This window comes from Trinickia acidisoli (genome assembly GCF_017315725.1).
In the GTDB taxonomy this organism is placed as follows: domain Bacteria; phylum Pseudomonadota; class Gammaproteobacteria; order Burkholderiales; family Burkholderiaceae; genus Trinickia; species Trinickia acidisoli.
Map to the genome: position 1 here is coordinate 3,575,169 of NZ_JAFLRG010000001.1, position 15,331 is coordinate 3,590,499.

A 15,331-nucleotide genomic window follows, 5' to 3' on the forward strand; every position below is an offset into this window, starting at 1 on the left:
TGAAACGAACTGGTTCTCCCCCATGCGCATCGTTCTGATCACCGGCATTTCCGGCTCCGGCAAGTCCGTCGCGTTGAACGCGCTCGCCGACGCGGGTTATTACTGCGTCGACAATCTGCCGCCCCGCTTCCTGCCCGCGCTCACTCAGTATCTCGCGAGCGACGACGAAGGGCACGAGCGGCTGGCGGTCGCGATCGACGCACGCTCGAGCGCCTCGCTCGACGACATGCCCGGCATCATCCGCGATTTGGCGAGCGAACACGACGTGCGCGTGCTGTTTCTCAATGCGAGCACGCAGTCGCTGATTCAGCGTTTTTCCGAAACGCGCCGGCGCCATCCGCTTTCAGGCTCCCCCGCGCATGACGCCGATGTCGGCCTGCTTGCCTCGCTCGAGGAAGCGATCGAGCGCGAGCGCGAACTCGTCGCGCCGCTCGCGGAGTTCGGGCATCAGATCGATACGAGCAACCTGCGCGCGAATGTGCTGCGTGCGTGGGTCACGCGCTTCATCGAGGAGCAGCGCGAAGGTCTGATGCTGATGTTCGAATCGTTCGGGTTCAAGCGCGGCCTGCCGCTCGACGCCGATTTCGTCTTCGACGTGCGCGCCCTGCCCAACCCGTACTACGACCATCGTCTGCGCCCCCTGACGGGACGCGACCAGCCCGTTATCGATTACCTCGACGCGTTGCCGATCGTTCACGAAATGATCGACGACATCCAAGCATTCGTCATGAAGTGGCTGCCGCGTTTTCGCGAAGACAACCGCAGCTACCTGACCGTCGCGATCGGCTGCACGGGTGGACAGCACCGCTCCGTGTTCATCGCCGAGACACTCGCCGCGCGTCTTTCGCGCGAGGCGACCGTGATCGTGCGGCATCGCGATGCGCCGGTCGCCATCGACGAATCGTCACGGTTAGTGGCTTAACCCGCCGCGGCCTACGCGGCAATTCGAAGCGTGCGCCATGCCCCCCACTCCCGCCGTCTACGCTGACCTGCCGCTCTTTCCCCTGCACACCGTGCTGTTCCCGGATGGGCTGTTGCCTCTGAAGATCTTCGAAGCGCGCTATCTCGACATGGCGCGCGGCTGCCTGCGCGACGATTCGCCGTTCGGCGTTTGCCTGCTGAAAAGCGGCGGCGAAGTCGCACAGGAAAACGTGCCGTGCGTACCCGAGATGGTCGGCACGCTCGCGCGAATCGAGCAGTGCGACGTCGACGATTACGGCATGCTGCTCGTGCGCGCGCGCGGCACTCGGCGTTTTCGCCTGCTCTCGCACCGCAAGGAGCCGAGCGGATTGCTCGTCGGTATGGCCGAGCCCTTGGCGGACGACGTTCCGCTCGAAGGCGTGGACGTACTCGCGAAATTCGGCGCCTGTGCCGAGGTGCTCGAGCGGATCATCGAAGCCATCCGCGAACGCGACATCGAAAGCCTGCCGTTCGCCGAGCCGTTCCGCTTCGACGATCCGAGCTGGGTTTCCAACCGCCTTTCGGAAATTCTGCAAATCCCGCTGCGCGCACGCCAAAAACTGATGGAACTCACCGATGCGAACGAGCGCATCGATGCGGTCCATCACTACATGCAGCAGCATCAGTTGCTCTAACGCTCTAACGCGGCTCGCCCGAGGCCGTCAGACGAGCGAGCCTTTGAGCGCATCGAGCAACTTGCGCACGGGTGCCGGTACGCCATAGTCGTCGAGCTGCGCGAGCGGCACCCAAGCGGTTTCGTCGTCACGCACATGCGCGCAAGCCGCTTGCTGCGCGCGGTCGAGATCGGCGCAGCGCGGCTCGATGTCGAGCTTGAAATGCGTGAACGTATGCGTCATCGGTGCCAGACGCTCCAAGCCCTGCGCGGCCCCGAATGCATGCGCGCGCTGCGCGAGCGACGCTTCATCGGACGCCTCGGGCAAGCTCCACAAACCACCCCAAATACCCGACGGCGGGCGCCGTTCGAGCAACACGCAAGCGCCATCGCGCAGCACGAGCATCCACGTGCGGCGCGTGGGCACGGTCTTTTTCGGCCGTGCCGCCGGCAGTTCACGCTGCCGTCCCGTCGCTTGCGCGACGCAATCGACCGCGAACGGGCAGCGCACGCAGTCGGGCTTGCCGCGGACGCACAGCGTCGCCCCAAGATCCATCAACCCTTGTGTGTAGGCGCTCACGTCATCGTCGGACGCCTGCGCCCCTGGCATCACACGCTCGGCAAGCGCCCACATCGCGTTTTCGACCCGCTTTTCGCCTGGGAAGCCCTCGATGCCGAATACACGCGCAAGCACGCGTTTGACGTTCCCATCCAGAATCGTCGCCCGCGCGCCGAAGGCGAATGAAGCAATCGCCGCGGCCGTCGAGCGGCCGATGCCGGGCAATTCGGCCAGTTGCTCGGGCGAAGCCGGGAACGCGCCGCCGTGTCGCTCCACGACGGCCTGCGCGCACCGATGCAAGTTGCGCGCGCGCGAGTAATAGCCGAGGCCGGCCCACAGCGCCATGACCTCGTCGATCGGCGCCCCGGCCAGCGCGGCGACGTCGGGGAACCGAGCGAGAAATTTCGCGTAGTAAGGAATAACGGTCGACACCTGCGTTTGTTGCAGCATGATTTCCGACAACCAGATGCGGTAGGGGTCGCGCGTGTTCTGCCACGGCAGATCGTGGCGCCCGTGGCGGCGCTGCCATGCGATCAGTTGCGTGGCGAAGGCCGCATGCAGCGGCGCGGCGGGTTGCTCGGTCAAGATCGGAGAAGCGGACATGGACGGTGAAAAGTCAGCGCTGGCAGTGCGCGCAGTAATAGGTGGAGCGTTGCCCTTGGACGATCTGGCGAATCGGCGTTGCGCAGACGCGGCACGGCGCGCCGGCACGATCATAGACGAAGCAATCGAGCTGGAAATAGCCGCTTGCGCCGTCGCTGCCCACGAAGTCTCGCAGGGTGCTGCCGCCGCGTTCGATGGCGGCGGCCAGCGTCACGCGCACGGCGTCGGCCAGACGCTCGCAGCGCGCGAGCGAGACGCGGCCCGCGGGCGTGGTCGGTCGAATACCGGCGCGAAACAGGCTCTCCGACGCGTAGATGTTGCCGACGCCCACGACGATCTCGCCGGCCAGCAGCACTTGCTTGATCGAGACCGTCCGTCCGCGCGTGCCCCGGAAAATGAGCTCGCCGCTAAACTCGTCGGAAAACGGCTCGACACCGAGACTAGCAAGCAGCGGGTGCGAATTGACGTCGCCGTCGGCGCGCGCGTGCCAAAGCACGGCGCCGAAACGGCGCGGATCGCGGTAGCGAAGCACGAATTCGTCGAAAATCCAGTCGATGTGGTCGTGCTTGGCCGGCTCGCCCGCCCGGTCGTGCCGGAGCACGCGCAGCGTGCCGGTCATGCCGAGATGGACGATGAACCAGCCTGCATCGGTTTCGAACAGCAGATATTTGCCGCGCCGCTCGACCTTGCGCACGGCTTGCTGCGCGAGCGTGCGGGGCAGATCGGCCGGCACCGGCCAGCGCAGCGCGCTCGTGCGCACGTCGACACGCTCGACGCGGCGGCCCGTGACGTACGGCTCGATGCCGCGCCGGGTAACTTCAACTTCTGGCAGCTCGGGCATGTCTAAAGAGGTTTAAAAACGCGGTAATGGGTGTGTAACTTGCATGGTCCAATTCTGCGTGTATTGTAGCGAGCGCGTTACAATCGACCGAAACCTCGAACGGATCTCCATGATTTTGTCCCTCAAGCAGCTTTTCACGCGCCCGGTCGGCGCTCGCCCCGCACGGCGCGCCGCGCCGGCGGGCCGCATCGTCGGCGCGGTGCTGTGCGCCTGGACGCTGGCCGCGATCCCCGCGCACGCCCAGGACCCGGCCCCGCCGGACGACAGCACCGCTAGCGCAACGGATCTGTTCGGGCCCTCGGTGCCGGAAGAAAACAAAGATCTGCCCGACGTTCCGCTGACGAGCCAAATCGTATTTCAGGTTCTGGCGGCGGAAATCGCGTTGCAGCGCGAGCAGCCCGCGCCTGCGTATCAAACCTATCTCGCGCTTGCGCGCGACACGCACGATCCACGCATGGCGGAGCGGGCGGCCGAGATCGCGCTCGGGGCGCAAAGCCCGTCCGACGCGCTGGCCGCCGCGCAACTATGGCGCGAGTATGCACCCAATTCCGAGCGGGCCGAGCAGCTCGACGCTTCGCTGCTCGTGTTGTCGGGCAAGCCCAGCGAGGCCGAGCCGATGCTCGCGAGCGAACTCGCGAAAGTGCCGGCCGATAACCGCGGCAACGCCCTGCTCGCGCTTCAGACGCTGCTCTCGCGCGGCCCGAACCGCGTGGGCGGCCTGCAAGTACTGCAGGATTTGCTGAAGAGCGATATGGACCGCCCCGAGGCGCAGCTCGCGATCGGCCGGCAGCAATTGCTCGCCGACGACCGTCCCGGCGCGCGTGCGTCGTTCGAGCACGCCTTGAAGATCAAGCCCGACTTTCTGCCGGCGGCGCTTTCGCTCGGCCAGATGGGCCCCGACGAGCGCAAGGAAGGAATCGCGTCGTTCGAGTCGTACGTCAAGCAGAATCCGAAGGCGCGCGACGCTCGCCTCGCGCTGGCCCAGCTATATCTCGCGAGCGACCGGCTCGATGATGCGCAGAAGCAGTTCGAATCGCTGCGCTCGATGGACCCGCAAGATCCGATGCCGTTGCTCGCGCTCGGCCTCATCAAGGTTCAGCAAAAGCAATACGACGACGCGCAGAAGTATCTGAAGCAATACGCCGACTTGACGGAAAAGACGCCGGGCGCCGATCCCGGCCAGGCGTATCTCTATCTGGCGCAACTCGCGCTGGAACAGAAGCACGAGGACGATGCAGCAAAATGGCTCGACAAAGTCGCCCCGTCGAGCCAGCAATACGTCACCGCGCGCGTCACGCGGGCGCAGTTGCTCGCCAAGAACGGCAAGGTCGACGACGCCCGCAAGATCCTCGCCGGCATCCAAACGGACGACCCGCATGAGCAGGCGCTCGTCGCCCGCACGGACGCGGCCATCCTGTTCGACGCGAAGCGCTATCGCGAAGCCGAATCGCGCTTGCAAGAGGCCAACGACGCCTTCCCGAACGATCCCGACATTCAGTACGACTATGCGATGGCGGCCGAGAAGAACGGCGAGTACGACCTCATGGAAAACGTGCTGCGCAAGGTCATCGACGAGCAGCCCGACAATCCGCAGGCGTACAACGCGCTCGGCTACTCGCTCGCCGATCGCAACCAGCGCCTGGGAGAAGCCGACAAGCTGATCGAGAAGGCATCGGCGCTTGCGCCCAACGATGCGTTCATCATGGATAGCCTGGGTTGGGTCAAGTACCGCCAGGGCGACACGACCGACGCCGCGAAGCTGCTCAAGCACGCCTACGACATCCAGCCGAACGCCGAAATCGGGGCACATCTGGGCGAAGTGCTGTGGAAGAGCGGCGATCAGAAGCAGGCGCTCGAAGCCTGGCGCCGTGCGCACCAGCTCGAGCCCGACAACCAGACGCTCGTCAAAACGCTCGAACGCTTTCAAGTCAACATCAACGATCTCTGATGCAGGTTTCGTCCTCTTTCGCTATTCGGCCCGCACGCCGCGCCGCGCTGAGCGTCATGGCCGCTCTCGCCGTCGCGCTCGCGGGTTGCGCGTCGCCCCCGACGCACGGCCCCTCGACTTCCAACGCCACACCCGAACTGTCGACGCAGACGACCCACGCGTACCACGGCCGCTTCGCGATCCGCTACGTCGACCAGTACGGGCAGCAGCGCAATGCCTATGGCAATTTCGACTGGCAGCAGCAAGGCGAGACCGTCACGCTGCAGCTATTGAATCCGTTCGGGCAAACGCTCGCGATCGTCACGTCCTCGCCGGCGTCGGCCTCGCTCGAAATGCCGAACCGGCAGCCCGTGACGGCCGACAACGTGAGCGAGCTGATGCAGCACACGCTCGGCTTCGCGTTGCCGATCGAGGGGTTGCGGTATTGGCTCGAATCGTCGCCCGCGCCCACTTCGCGCGCGAAGACGATCGTCGATCCGGCGCAAACCTCGCGCCTGAAGGAGATCGACCAGGAAGGCTGGACGATCGAATATCTCGCGTATGCCGACGCGCCCGCGACGGGCGTCAAGCGCCTCGATCTGACGCGCCAGGACCCGCCGCTCGACATCAAGCTCGTACTCGACCGCTGAGCGCGCCGCTCGACCGCGTCTCGTCTCACACCGCCTCGCATCGCATCCCACATGATCGAAATGCCCGACTCGCTGCGCGACTGCGCGGCTCCCGCCAAGCTCAACCTGTTCCTGCACATCACGGGCCGCCGGCCCGACGGCTATCACGCGCTGCAAACGGTATTCCAGTTGATCGATTGGGGCGACGTCCTGCACTTCACGCTGCGTGAGGATGGACTCGTGCACCGCAAGACCGACGTGCCCGGCGTGCCGGAAGCGAGCGATCTCGTCGTGCGCGCGGCGATGCTGCTCAAAGCGCATACGGGCACGAGGCTCGGCGTCGACATCGAGATCGACAAGCGCTTGCCGATGGGGGCCGGGCTCGGCGGCGGCAGCTCGGATGCCGCCACCACGCTGCTGGCGCTCAATCGGCTGTGGAAACTCGGCCTGTCCCGCGGTGTGCTCGAAACGCTGGCACTCCGACTGGGCGCCGACGTACCGTTCTTCGTCTTCGGCAAGAATGCGTTCGCCGAGGGTGTCGGGGAGGCACTCGCGGCGGTACAATTGCCGCCGCGCTACTTCCTGGTGGTCACGCCGAACGTGCATGTTCCGACGGCAGCGATTTTTTCCGACAAGTCGTTGACAAGGGACTCTGAAGCCGTCACAATTACGGACTTTCTTGCACAGCAAAGCTGCGGCGCAAGATGGCCTGAAAGCTACGGCCGGAATGACATGCAGCCTGTTGTCGTGGGAAAATACGCGGAAGTCGCGCAGGTGCTTGAGTGGTTTAAACCCATCGCACCGGCAAGGATGACCGGATCGGGTTCGAGTGTGTTTGCTGCGTTTCGGAGCATCGCCGAAGCGAAAGCGGCGCAGGGCATGCTACCCACAGGTTGGGTCAGCGCCGTGGCTTCGAGTCTGGATACGCATCCGCTCTTCGCTTTCGCGTCATAGGTTTCGCGTCGTTGGGGCTTCGTCGGGGCTGTCTCGCAGGCCCGACGAAGCTCAGAGTCAGTGTAGGGGAGTCGCCAAGTTGGTCAAGGCACCGGATTTTGATTCCGGCATGCGAGGGTTCGAGTCCTTCCTCCCCTGCCATACGTTCCCGCAGTTCCCGCCTCCAGCAGCAGGTGCATGATGAGCAGCCATGACGGCCTGATGGTTTTTACTGGCAACGCGAATCCGGCGCTTGCGCAGGAAGTCGTCAAAATCCTCGGCATTCCCCTCGGCAAAGCAATGGTCAGCCGTTTCTCCGACGGTGAGATCCAGGTCGAGATCCAGGAAAACGTGCGCGGCAAGGACGTCTTCGTCCTTCAATCGACGTGCGCGCCGACGAACGACAACCTGATGGAGTTGATGATCATGGTCGATGCGCTCAAGCGCGCGTCGGCCGGTCGGATCACCGCCGCCATCCCCTACTTCGGCTACGCCCGCCAAGATCGTCGCCCGCGTTCGGCGCGCGTCGCGATCTCGGCGAAGGTCATCGCCAACATGCTGGAAATCGCCGGCGTCGAGCGGATGATCACGATGGATCTGCACGCCGACCAGATTCAAGGCTTCTTCGACATCCCGGTCGACAACATCTACGCGACGCCCGTGCTGCTCGGCGATCTGCGCAAGCAGAACTACGAGAACCTGCTCGTCGTGTCGCCGGACGTCGGCGGTGTCGTGCGCGCCCGCGCGCTCGCGAAGCAATTGAACTGCGATCTCGCGATCATCGACAAGCGTCGCCCCAAGGCGAACATCGCCGAGGTGATGAACATCATCGGTGAAGTCGAAGGACGCACCTGCGTGATCATGGACGACATGGTCGATACCGCGGGCACGCTGTGCAAGGCCGCGCAAGTACTCAAGGAGCGCGGCGCGAAGCAAGTCGTCGCCTATGCGACGCACCCGGTGCTTTCGGGCGGTGCGGCTGAGCGCATCACGAACTCGTCGCTCGACGAACTCGTCGTCACCGATACGATTCCGCTGAGCGAAGAAACGCGCGTGTGCGCGAAGATCCGTTCGCTCTCGTGCGCGGGCCTGCTCGCCGAGACGTTCTCGCGTATCCGCCGTGGCGATTCGGTGATGTCGCTGTTCGCCGAAAGCTGAAGCAAAGCATCCCGTATTCGCCGAAGGCACCCCCTCATAGGGCGGCTTCGGCAAAAGGCGCGTTTCGGTCATCGAAACGCGCCGTTTTCATCCGGAGCCCAATCTGCCGCGTCATTCTGTCGCGGCCTTACGAAGGGCTCCGTTTCACTGCCTGGTCGCGGGCAGCTATTGGAGATTGAACATGAAAGTCGTCGCTTTCGAGCGTAACCTGCAAGGTACGGGTGCGAGCCGCCGCCTGCGCAACTCCGGCAAGACGCCGGGGATCGTGTATGGCGCAGCCGCGGAACCCCAACTGATCGAACTCGATCACAACGCGCTGTGGCATGCGCTGAAGAAGGAAGCCTTCCACTCGTCGATCCTCGACCTCGAAGTGGCCGGCCAAGCGCAACGCGTGCTGCTGCGTGACGTGCAATATCACCCGTTCCGTCAGCTCGTGCTGCACGTCGACTTCCAACGCGTCGACCCGAACAAGAAGCTGCACACGAAGGTGCCCGTGCACTTCATGAACCAGGAAACGAATCCGGCCGTGAAGCTCGGCGGCGCGATCATCTCGCACGTCATCACGGAAATCGACATCGAGTGCCTGCCGGCCGATCTGCCTGAATTCGTCGAGCTCGACCTCGCGAAGATCGAAACCGGTCAATCGCTGCACGCGAAGGACATCACGCTGCCGAAGGGTGTGTCGCTCGTGGCGCATACGGAAAGCGAAAACCCGGTGGTTGCCTCGGCGTCTGTGCCGGCCGGCGCCGCATCGGCTGAAGCTGCCGCGGAAGGCGAAGCGCCTGCCGCATAAGGCACGCTGCTCGCATCTACCCTCTCGATCCGTTTCATTGAAACGGACGACGTGACCCGCCGCGGCTTGCTCGGCGGGTTTTTTTTCGCATACATCAATCTCTCGTTCTTGGGCCGGTTCGCCGGCATCAAAGCATGATCAAGCTCATCGTCGGGCTCGGCAATCCGGGCGCGGAATACACGGCCACACGGCACAACGCCGGCTTTTGGCTCGTCGATCAGCTCGCGCGTGAAGCGGGCGCCGCGCTGCGCGACGAACGGCGCTTTCACGGCTTCTATGCAAAGGCGCGTCTTTACGGCGAAGAAGTTCATTTGCTGGAGCCACAGACGTACATGAACCGCTCCGGGCAGTCCGTTGTCGCCGTCGCTCACTTCTTCAAAATTTTGCCTGATGAGATGCTCGTTGCCCACGACGAGCTCGACTTGCCGCCCGGCGCCGTCAAACTCAAGCTCGGCGGCGGCAGCGGCGGCCACAACGGGCTCAAGGACATCTCGGCGCACCTATCCTCGCAGCAGTACTGGCGATTGCGAATCGGCATCGGCCATCCGCGCGATCTGATTCCGGAAAGCGCTCGCGCGGGCGCGAGGCCCGACGTCGCGAACTTCGTGCTGAAGCCGCCGCGCAGGGAAGAACAGGATGTGATCGACGCGGCGATAGAGCGCTCGCTCGCCGTCATGCCGCACGTCGTGAAGGGTGCGCCGGAGCGCGCGATGATGCAGTTGCATAGCGGCGGCTGAAGCGCCGAGGAGACAGCACCGCTCGGGCGCCCTCTTCGATCCCGTCGTCAATCCTTTGAGGACGACGCCTTCGCCGCTTGAAGCGCGTGATATTTCGCGAGCAGCCCATCGGGTGTCTCGACGCACTGCGGGTCATTGGGAATGCATTCGACGGGACAGACCTGCCGACACTGCGGTTCGTCGAAATGGCCGACGCACTCCGTGCACTTCGCGGGATCGATCACGTAGATCTCAGATCCCATCGAAATCGCGTCGTTCGGACACTCGGGCTCGCAGACGTCGCAATTGATGCACTCGTCGGTAATCATCAAAGCCATACTGCCACCAACCCAGCTCAGAAAATCAAAGCATTATAGCGCTTGGGCCATCGACACTGCTTATAGCCTAGAGAGGAGCGCCGCGCCGCCGCGGCCCGAACTTCAGCGCTGGCTAACTGAGCGGCCCAAATTCTTGAATTCGAACCGAAGAATCTTTCCCGTCACGGCCCACGAAAAAGGGTGACGCGAGAAGAGCTCCCACGATAATTTCCTAGCCCGCGAAAGGTGGTTCGCTCGGTATAAGTGCCCCAGCAAGCTAAGGCTATGGTGCCTACGCACGTGTGGGTATCGATCAAGCAACCTTGCGTTCTTTTTGAGAAGAAGGCCGATGCTTTCAATGAATTTCGTGTGAATCGAACTCCTGCTCAGGCTCGTGCCGGCATGAGCATAAATACTGACAAGCACGTGCGGTATCGGCTTACACTTTGCCCCGCTCGCTTCGAGGCGAAGGAACAGATCGATGTCCTCGGACACCGTCATCTTTGTGTCGAATCCGCCAAGACTGCGTAACAACTCCGCGCGAACGACAACGCCAAAAGAGACGGCGAGCTGGTAAAGATATGCCCTGTCACTCGCTGCGGTTGCCCAAATCGTGCGGCTGCATGCTCCTTTGGCGCTGTCTGCTCCGCACTCGATTTTCTCGATCCCACTCCACGTCCAGCTCAAGGAGTTGTCCGATTCGAACGCCTGCAAATGCCTCTGCAAAAAATCCGGCTTCAGTTCGTCGTCGTCATCCAAAAACGCAATCAGCGCTCCCCGCGCCTCGGAGATGCCGCGATTTCTCGAAGCCGACGCACCTAGCGCCTCAGGGTGCCGGAACACTCTGATTCGAGCATCACACAACTGATCCACGTATGCATTCGTTTCGCTGTCGTCCCCGTCGTTCACGACGATCGCTTCGAACGAGTCGCAGCGCTGAGCAAGCAAGCTTTCCAGTGCTCGTTTGAGCAACGTCGGCCGACGATGGGTTGGAACGACTACCGAAAATTTAGGCGACATAAGTAAAACGAACGCTCAGGGTCGCGGCTGCGACGCTTGCGTCATCTCGGCCACTTTGTCCTTCAGCCACTTCTCGACCGAAGGGAACACGAACTTGCTGACGTCGCCGCCCAGTTGCGCGATCTCGCGCACGATCGTACCCGAGATGAACTGGTATTGATCCGAAGGCGTCATGAACATCGTCTCGACGTCGGGCAACAAATAGCGATTCATGCCAGCCATCTGAAATTCGTACTCGAAGTCCGACACGGCTCGCAAGCCACGCACGATCACGCGCGCATTGTTCGCCCGCACGAAATCCTTGAGCAGGCCTTTGAAACTGATGACCTGCACGTTCGGATAGTGCCCGAGTACTTCCTGCGCGATGTCGAGCCGCTCCTGTAGCGTGAAGAACGGCTTCTTGTTACGGCTGTCGGCCACACCGACGACGAGCGTATCGAAAATGCTCGACGCGCGCCGAACGAGATCTTCATGACCGCGCGTGAGCGGATCGAACGTACCCGGGTACACGGCGACTACCATCGAGCATCTCCTGTCATCATCCTGTTGGACGCGGGCATGCGCTCTCTAAGCCGCCGCCGGCCATGACGCGGCTTGACGTGGCCGACGTCTATTGCTGTTGGAAAGGCGCATTATTCATCATTTTCGCGCCGCAGCAAATGGTAGTGTACGGCGCCCGCCTTGCCCTGTCGCACGATCTGCCAGCCGGCCAGCACGTCGACGTCGCCCAACGCCAGCGGGGAGCCCGATTCGACATACAAATAGCCGCCCTGCGCGACGAGCGGCGCGGCCGATTCGAGCGCGCGCGCCAGGACTAAAACCTCGCCGAACGGTGGGTCGAGAAAGACGACGTCGAACGAGCCCGGCGGCAGACCGCCCGCGAGCCGCAAGCCGTCGGCCTCGACGACTTCCACGGCCTGCGCCGACAGACGGGCGCGAGTCTCGCGCAATTGGTGCGCCGCTTTCGCGTTGCGCTCAACCATCAGCACGCGCGCCGCGCCGCGGGAAGCAGCCTCGAATCCAAGCGCGCCGGTACCCGCGAACACGTCGAGGCAGCGCCAGCCGTCGAGCCGCTGGCCAAGCCAATTGAACAGCGTTTCGCGGACGCGGTCGGGCGTCGGCCGCAACCCCTCGAGGTCGAGCACTTGCAGCGGCGTGCGCTTCCAGTCTCCACCGATGATGCGAACGGTATGCGGCTTGCCGCGGGCTGGCGTCGCGCCGGGCGCGCGGGTGACGGACGAGGAACGGGACATGCGTGCGATAGCGAATGGAAAGCGATAAAACCCGGCGAAAACCCGCTCGGGCGCGACGGCCAACGTTACCACAGCCACCGCCGCGCCTGCGAGGCGCGCGCAGCGCCCTCTTGCGGCGCGCCTGGTAAAATAGCGCCCTTCGAGCGCATTGCCGCACAGCCGGTCCGCCGCGGCGCATGCGCGGCCATGCGCCATCCATTGCCGCCGTAGGCAGTTTGCGGCGGTATCCATCACGGCACACCATGTTCAGCTTCTTCAAACGATTCAAGGGCGGCAAAACGCCCGACACCGCGCAGGACACGCAAGCGGTAGAGTCGCCGGAGACGGCAACTCGCGAAACGGCCCCTGCGCCCGCCGAGCCCGCGCAAGCGCCGGTGGCAACGCCTAGCGCACCCAGTGCGTCGACCGCCCCCGTCGCGTCGAGCACTCCGATCGCTCCGGCCGTCTCGCAACCGGCCGCTCCCGCTGCTTCGGCTCAGGCAGACCCAACCCCGGCAGCCTCGCCACCGCGCGCGGCCGAATCGGTCGTCGCCACGCCGCCCGCAGGCGGCGACGAGCGCGAAATCGAGGAAATCGTCCCGCCGCCTCAGCCCGAGCCTGCGCAAAAACAATCATGGCTCGCGCGACTGCGCTCAGGCCTGTCGAAAACGAGCGCCGGCCTCACGGGCATCTTCGTGCGCACGAAGATCGACGACGATCTCTACGAGGAACTCGAAACGGCGCTGCTGATGTCCGACGCGGGCGTCGAGGCGACGGACTTTCTGCTCAATGCGCTGCATGAGAAAGTACGCACGCAACGGCTCACCGATCCGCAGCAGGTGAAAACCGCTCTGCGCGAGCTACTGGTCGATCTGCTTGCACCGCTCCAGAAATCGCTGATGCTCGGCCGAGCGCAGCCGCTCGTGATGATGATTGCCGGCGTGAACGGCGCGGGCAAGACGACGAGCATCGGCAAGCTCGCCAAACATCTACAGCGATTCGATCAGTCGGTCCTGCTGGCAGCCGGCGACACGTTTCGCGCCGCGGCGCGCGAGCAGCTCGCGATCTGGGGCGAGCGTAACAACGTGACGGTCGTCTCGCAGGAAAGCGGCGATCCGGCCGCGGTCATCTTCGACGCCGTCAGCGCCGCGCGCGCGCGCAACGTCGACGTCGTCATGGCCGACACCGCCGGCCGCCTGCCGACACAGTTGCACTTGATGGAGGAATTGCGCAAGGTCAAGCGCGTGATCGGCAAGGCGCAGGAGAGCGCGCCGCACGAGGTGCTGCTCGTCATCGATGCGAACACGGGCCAAAATGCGCTCGCGCAAGTGAAGGCGTTCGACGATGCGCTCTCGTTGACGGGCCTCATCGTCACCAAGCTCGACGGCACGGCCAAGGGCGGCATCTTGGCGGCGATTGCGCGCCAGCGCCCCGTGCCCGTGTACTTCATCGGCGTCGGCGAAAAGGTCGAGGATTTGCAGCCGTTCAACGCGGAAGAATTCGCCGACGCACTGCTAGGCTAAGCCGCACCGCTCGAAGCAAAGCGCGCGCACCGCACATAGCGGCACGCGCGCTTTGCTTCCGGTGCCACGGCTACCGCGGCTACTCGGCGTCGGGCTGCTGTCCCGGCGCCGCGCGCACGAATGCATCGTGGCGGGCCGCTTCGTCGTAGATCCGTTGGATCGTCGGATACGCCTGCATGTCGATGTCGAACCGCAGCGCGTTGAACACTTGCGGCACGAGCGCCAGGTCGGCCATCGTCGGCGTATCGCCAAACACGAATTTGCCTGTGCGCGAATCGGCAGCAAGCCTCGATTCGAGCACGCCGAAGCCGTTGTCGATCCAATGCTTGTACCAGGCGTCTTTTGCTTCGTTGGTCACGCCCAGTTCGTGCTTCAGATACTTGAGCACGCGCAGATTGTTGATCGGATGGATTTCGCAGGCGATTTGCAGCGCGATCCCACGGACATAGGCGCGATCGCCAGGCGTGGCCGGCAAGAGCGGCGGATGGGGATACATCTCTTCGAGGTACTCGATGATCGCGAGCGACTGCTGCAACACCTGATCGCCGTCGATGAGCGTCGGCACGATGCCGTCGGGGCACACACGCCGATACTCGGGCATGAGTTGCTCGCCGCCGTCGCGCAGCAAATGCACGGCCGCGTATTCGTATGGCAAGCCCTTCAGATTGAGGGCGATGCGCACGCGATAAGCGGCCGAACTGCGGAAATAGCTGTAAAGCTTCATCGATCGTCTCCCGTCGTCTCCTGGTGCGCCCCGTTAGATCACGCGCACGCTCAGTTCGCCCAAGCCGTCGACGCCGCCCGTCATGAGCTCGCCGCGGGCAACCGCTCCGACACCCTCGGGCGTGCCCGTGAACACGAGGTCGCCCGGCTCGAGGGTAAACAACGTCGACAAATAAGCGATCGTTTCGGCCGTCGACCAAATGAGCTGCGAGACGTCCGAACGCTGCCGCTCGGCGCCGTTGACCTCGAGCCAAATCGCGCCGCGTTCGATGTGACCGACACGCGATACCGGGTGAATGGGCCCGAGCGGGGCCGAGTGGTCGAAGCCCTTGGCAACGTCCCACGGACGACCCATTTTCTTGGCTTCGGCCTGCAGGTCGCGCCGCGTCATATCGAGACCGAGCGCGTAACCATAGACGTGTTCGAGCGCATGCTCGACAGCGATGTCGCGCCCTGCGCGGCCGATCGCAGCGACGAGTTCCATTTCGTGGTGAACGTCGTTCGTGCGCGACGGGTAGGGAAATTCTCCTGTCGTGCCCGGCGCCACGTACAGCACGGCATCGGCCGGTTTCGAGAAGAAGAACGGCGGCTCGCGGTCGGGATCGTGGCCCATCTCGCGCGCGTGCGCGGCGTAATTGCGGCCGACGCAATAGACGCGGCGCACCGGAAAGCGCTCGCGCGCGCTCGCGGTATCGGCGCTTTCGGCGATCGGCACGGCGACAGCCGGCGCAGGGGCAAAGACAAATTCCATCGCGTTCTCCTTCTGTTCGCAAGAGCGCCGCAG

Annotated in this window: 17 protein-coding genes and 1 tRNA gene; 10 read left to right on the forward strand and 8 right to left on the reverse strand. The window is 63.9% G+C overall.

Annotated features, from left to right (window positions below; all coding sequences use genetic code 11):
• Nucleotides 1-22: 22 nt before the first annotated feature.
• Both rapZ and J3485_RS16375 read left to right on the forward strand, forming a co-directional pair.
• Nucleotides 23-922 carry an RNase adapter RapZ gene (gene rapZ / locus J3485_RS16370; protein WP_206954584.1) on the forward strand — a complete coding sequence of 300 codons (900 nt, stop codon included), beginning with the start codon at nucleotides 23-25 and terminating at the stop codon, nucleotides 920-922.
• A gap of 37 nt (nucleotides 923-959) precedes the next feature.
• Complete coding sequence (locus J3485_RS16375) at nucleotides 960-1,595, forward strand: LON peptidase substrate-binding domain-containing protein (RefSeq protein ID WP_206954595.1); 636 nt, start codon at nucleotides 960-962, stop codon at nucleotides 1,593-1,595.
• A gap of 27 nt (nucleotides 1,596-1,622) precedes the next feature.
• Here J3485_RS16375 and mutY read toward each other — a convergent pair whose 3' ends face one another.
• Both mutY and mutM read right to left on the reverse strand, forming a co-directional pair.
• Nucleotides 1,623-2,735 carry an A/G-specific adenine glycosylase gene (gene mutY, locus J3485_RS16380; RefSeq protein WP_206954596.1) on the reverse strand — a complete coding sequence of 371 codons (1,113 nt, stop codon included), beginning with the start codon at nucleotides 2,733-2,735 and terminating at the stop codon, nucleotides 1,623-1,625.
• A gap of 13 nt (nucleotides 2,736-2,748) precedes the next feature.
• A complete protein-coding gene (mutM, locus tag J3485_RS16385; RefSeq protein ID WP_206954597.1) occupies nucleotides 2,749-3,576 on the reverse strand; it encodes a bifunctional DNA-formamidopyrimidine glycosylase/DNA-(apurinic or apyrimidinic site) lyase in 828 nt (275 codons plus the stop codon).
• 109 nt (nucleotides 3,577-3,685) lie between these two features.
• Here mutM and J3485_RS16390 point away from each other — a divergent pair, with 109 nt between their 5' ends.
• The 7 genes from J3485_RS16390 (at nucleotide 3,686) to pth (ending at nucleotide 9,753) form a co-directional block, all read left to right on the forward strand.
• The gene (locus J3485_RS16390) at nucleotides 3,686-5,524 is read left to right on the forward strand and encodes a tetratricopeptide repeat protein (protein ID WP_206954598.1); all 1,839 of its coding nucleotides are present in this window, start codon (nucleotides 3,686-3,688) and stop codon (nucleotides 5,522-5,524) included.
• Nucleotides 5,524-6,153 carry a lipoprotein insertase outer membrane protein LolB gene (gene lolB / locus J3485_RS16395; RefSeq protein WP_206954599.1) on the forward strand — a complete coding sequence of 210 codons (630 nt, stop codon included), beginning with the start codon at nucleotides 5,524-5,526 and terminating at the stop codon, nucleotides 6,151-6,153. The genes J3485_RS16390 and lolB overlap by 1 nt, the downstream gene beginning before the upstream one ends.
• Before the next feature lie 51 nt (nucleotides 6,154-6,204).
• The gene (gene ispE, locus J3485_RS16400) at nucleotides 6,205-7,086 is read left to right on the forward strand and encodes a 4-(cytidine 5'-diphospho)-2-C-methyl-D-erythritol kinase (protein WP_206954600.1); all 882 of its coding nucleotides are present in this window, start codon (nucleotides 6,205-6,207) and stop codon (nucleotides 7,084-7,086) included.
• A 64-nt stretch (nucleotides 7,087-7,150) separates the two neighbouring features.
• A tRNA-Gln gene (locus tag J3485_RS16405) sits at nucleotides 7,151-7,227 on the forward strand.
• A 39-nt stretch (nucleotides 7,228-7,266) separates the two neighbouring features.
• Nucleotides 7,267-8,223, forward strand: coding sequence for a ribose-phosphate pyrophosphokinase (locus tag J3485_RS16410; protein WP_206955842.1), 957 nt, complete (start codon nucleotides 7,267-7,269; stop codon nucleotides 8,221-8,223).
• A 181-nt stretch (nucleotides 8,224-8,404) separates the two neighbouring features.
• Nucleotides 8,405-9,016: a 50S ribosomal protein L25/general stress protein Ctc gene (locus J3485_RS16415; protein ID WP_206954602.1), complete on the forward strand. Its 612-nt coding sequence runs from the start codon at nucleotides 8,405-8,407 to the stop codon at nucleotides 9,014-9,016.
• A 134-nt stretch (nucleotides 9,017-9,150) separates the two neighbouring features.
• Nucleotides 9,151-9,753 carry an aminoacyl-tRNA hydrolase gene (gene pth, locus J3485_RS16420; RefSeq protein ID WP_206954604.1) on the forward strand — a complete coding sequence of 201 codons (603 nt, stop codon included), beginning with the start codon at nucleotides 9,151-9,153 and terminating at the stop codon, nucleotides 9,751-9,753.
• A gap of 47 nt (nucleotides 9,754-9,800) precedes the next feature.
• Here the strand turns inward: pth and J3485_RS16425 are convergent, their stop codons facing one another.
• The 4 genes from J3485_RS16425 to rsmD all read right to left on the reverse strand — a co-directional run bounded on the left by J3485_RS16425 (nucleotide 9,801) and on the right by rsmD (nucleotide 12,322).
• The gene (locus J3485_RS16425; RefSeq protein ID WP_206954611.1) at nucleotides 9,801-10,070 is read right to left on the reverse strand and encodes a YfhL family 4Fe-4S dicluster ferredoxin; all 270 of its coding nucleotides are present in this window, start codon (nucleotides 10,068-10,070) and stop codon (nucleotides 9,801-9,803) included.
• A 102-nt stretch (nucleotides 10,071-10,172) separates the two neighbouring features.
• Nucleotides 10,173-11,069, reverse strand: coding sequence for a glycosyltransferase family 2 protein (locus tag J3485_RS16430; RefSeq protein WP_206954613.1), 897 nt, complete (start codon nucleotides 11,067-11,069; stop codon nucleotides 10,173-10,175).
• A 15-nt stretch (nucleotides 11,070-11,084) separates the two neighbouring features.
• Nucleotides 11,085-11,591 carry a pantetheine-phosphate adenylyltransferase gene (gene coaD, locus J3485_RS16435; protein WP_206954615.1) on the reverse strand — a complete coding sequence of 169 codons (507 nt, stop codon included), beginning with the start codon at nucleotides 11,589-11,591 and terminating at the stop codon, nucleotides 11,085-11,087.
• Between the two features lie 110 nt (nucleotides 11,592-11,701).
• Entirely contained in the window at nucleotides 11,702-12,322 is a 621-nt protein-coding gene (gene rsmD, locus J3485_RS16440; protein ID WP_206954624.1) for a 16S rRNA (guanine(966)-N(2))-methyltransferase RsmD, read from the reverse strand.
• Nucleotides 12,323-12,564: 242 nt separating this feature from the next.
• Here rsmD and ftsY point away from each other — a divergent pair, with 242 nt between their 5' ends.
• Nucleotides 12,565-13,824: a signal recognition particle-docking protein FtsY gene (gene ftsY / locus J3485_RS16445; protein ID WP_206954626.1), complete on the forward strand. Its 1,260-nt coding sequence runs from the start codon at nucleotides 12,565-12,567 to the stop codon at nucleotides 13,822-13,824.
• Between the two features lie 79 nt (nucleotides 13,825-13,903).
• Here ftsY and maiA read toward each other — a convergent pair whose 3' ends face one another.
• Both maiA and J3485_RS16455 read right to left on the reverse strand, forming a co-directional pair.
• Entirely contained in the window at nucleotides 13,904-14,548 is a 645-nt protein-coding gene (gene maiA / locus J3485_RS16450) for a maleylacetoacetate isomerase (RefSeq protein WP_206954628.1), read from the reverse strand.
• A gap of 33 nt (nucleotides 14,549-14,581) precedes the next feature.
• Nucleotides 14,582-15,298 (reverse strand): fumarylacetoacetate hydrolase family protein, encoded by a 717-nt coding sequence (locus J3485_RS16455; protein WP_206954630.1) that lies wholly within the window; start codon nucleotides 15,296-15,298, stop codon nucleotides 14,582-14,584.
• Nucleotides 15,299-15,331 lie beyond the last annotated feature (33 nt).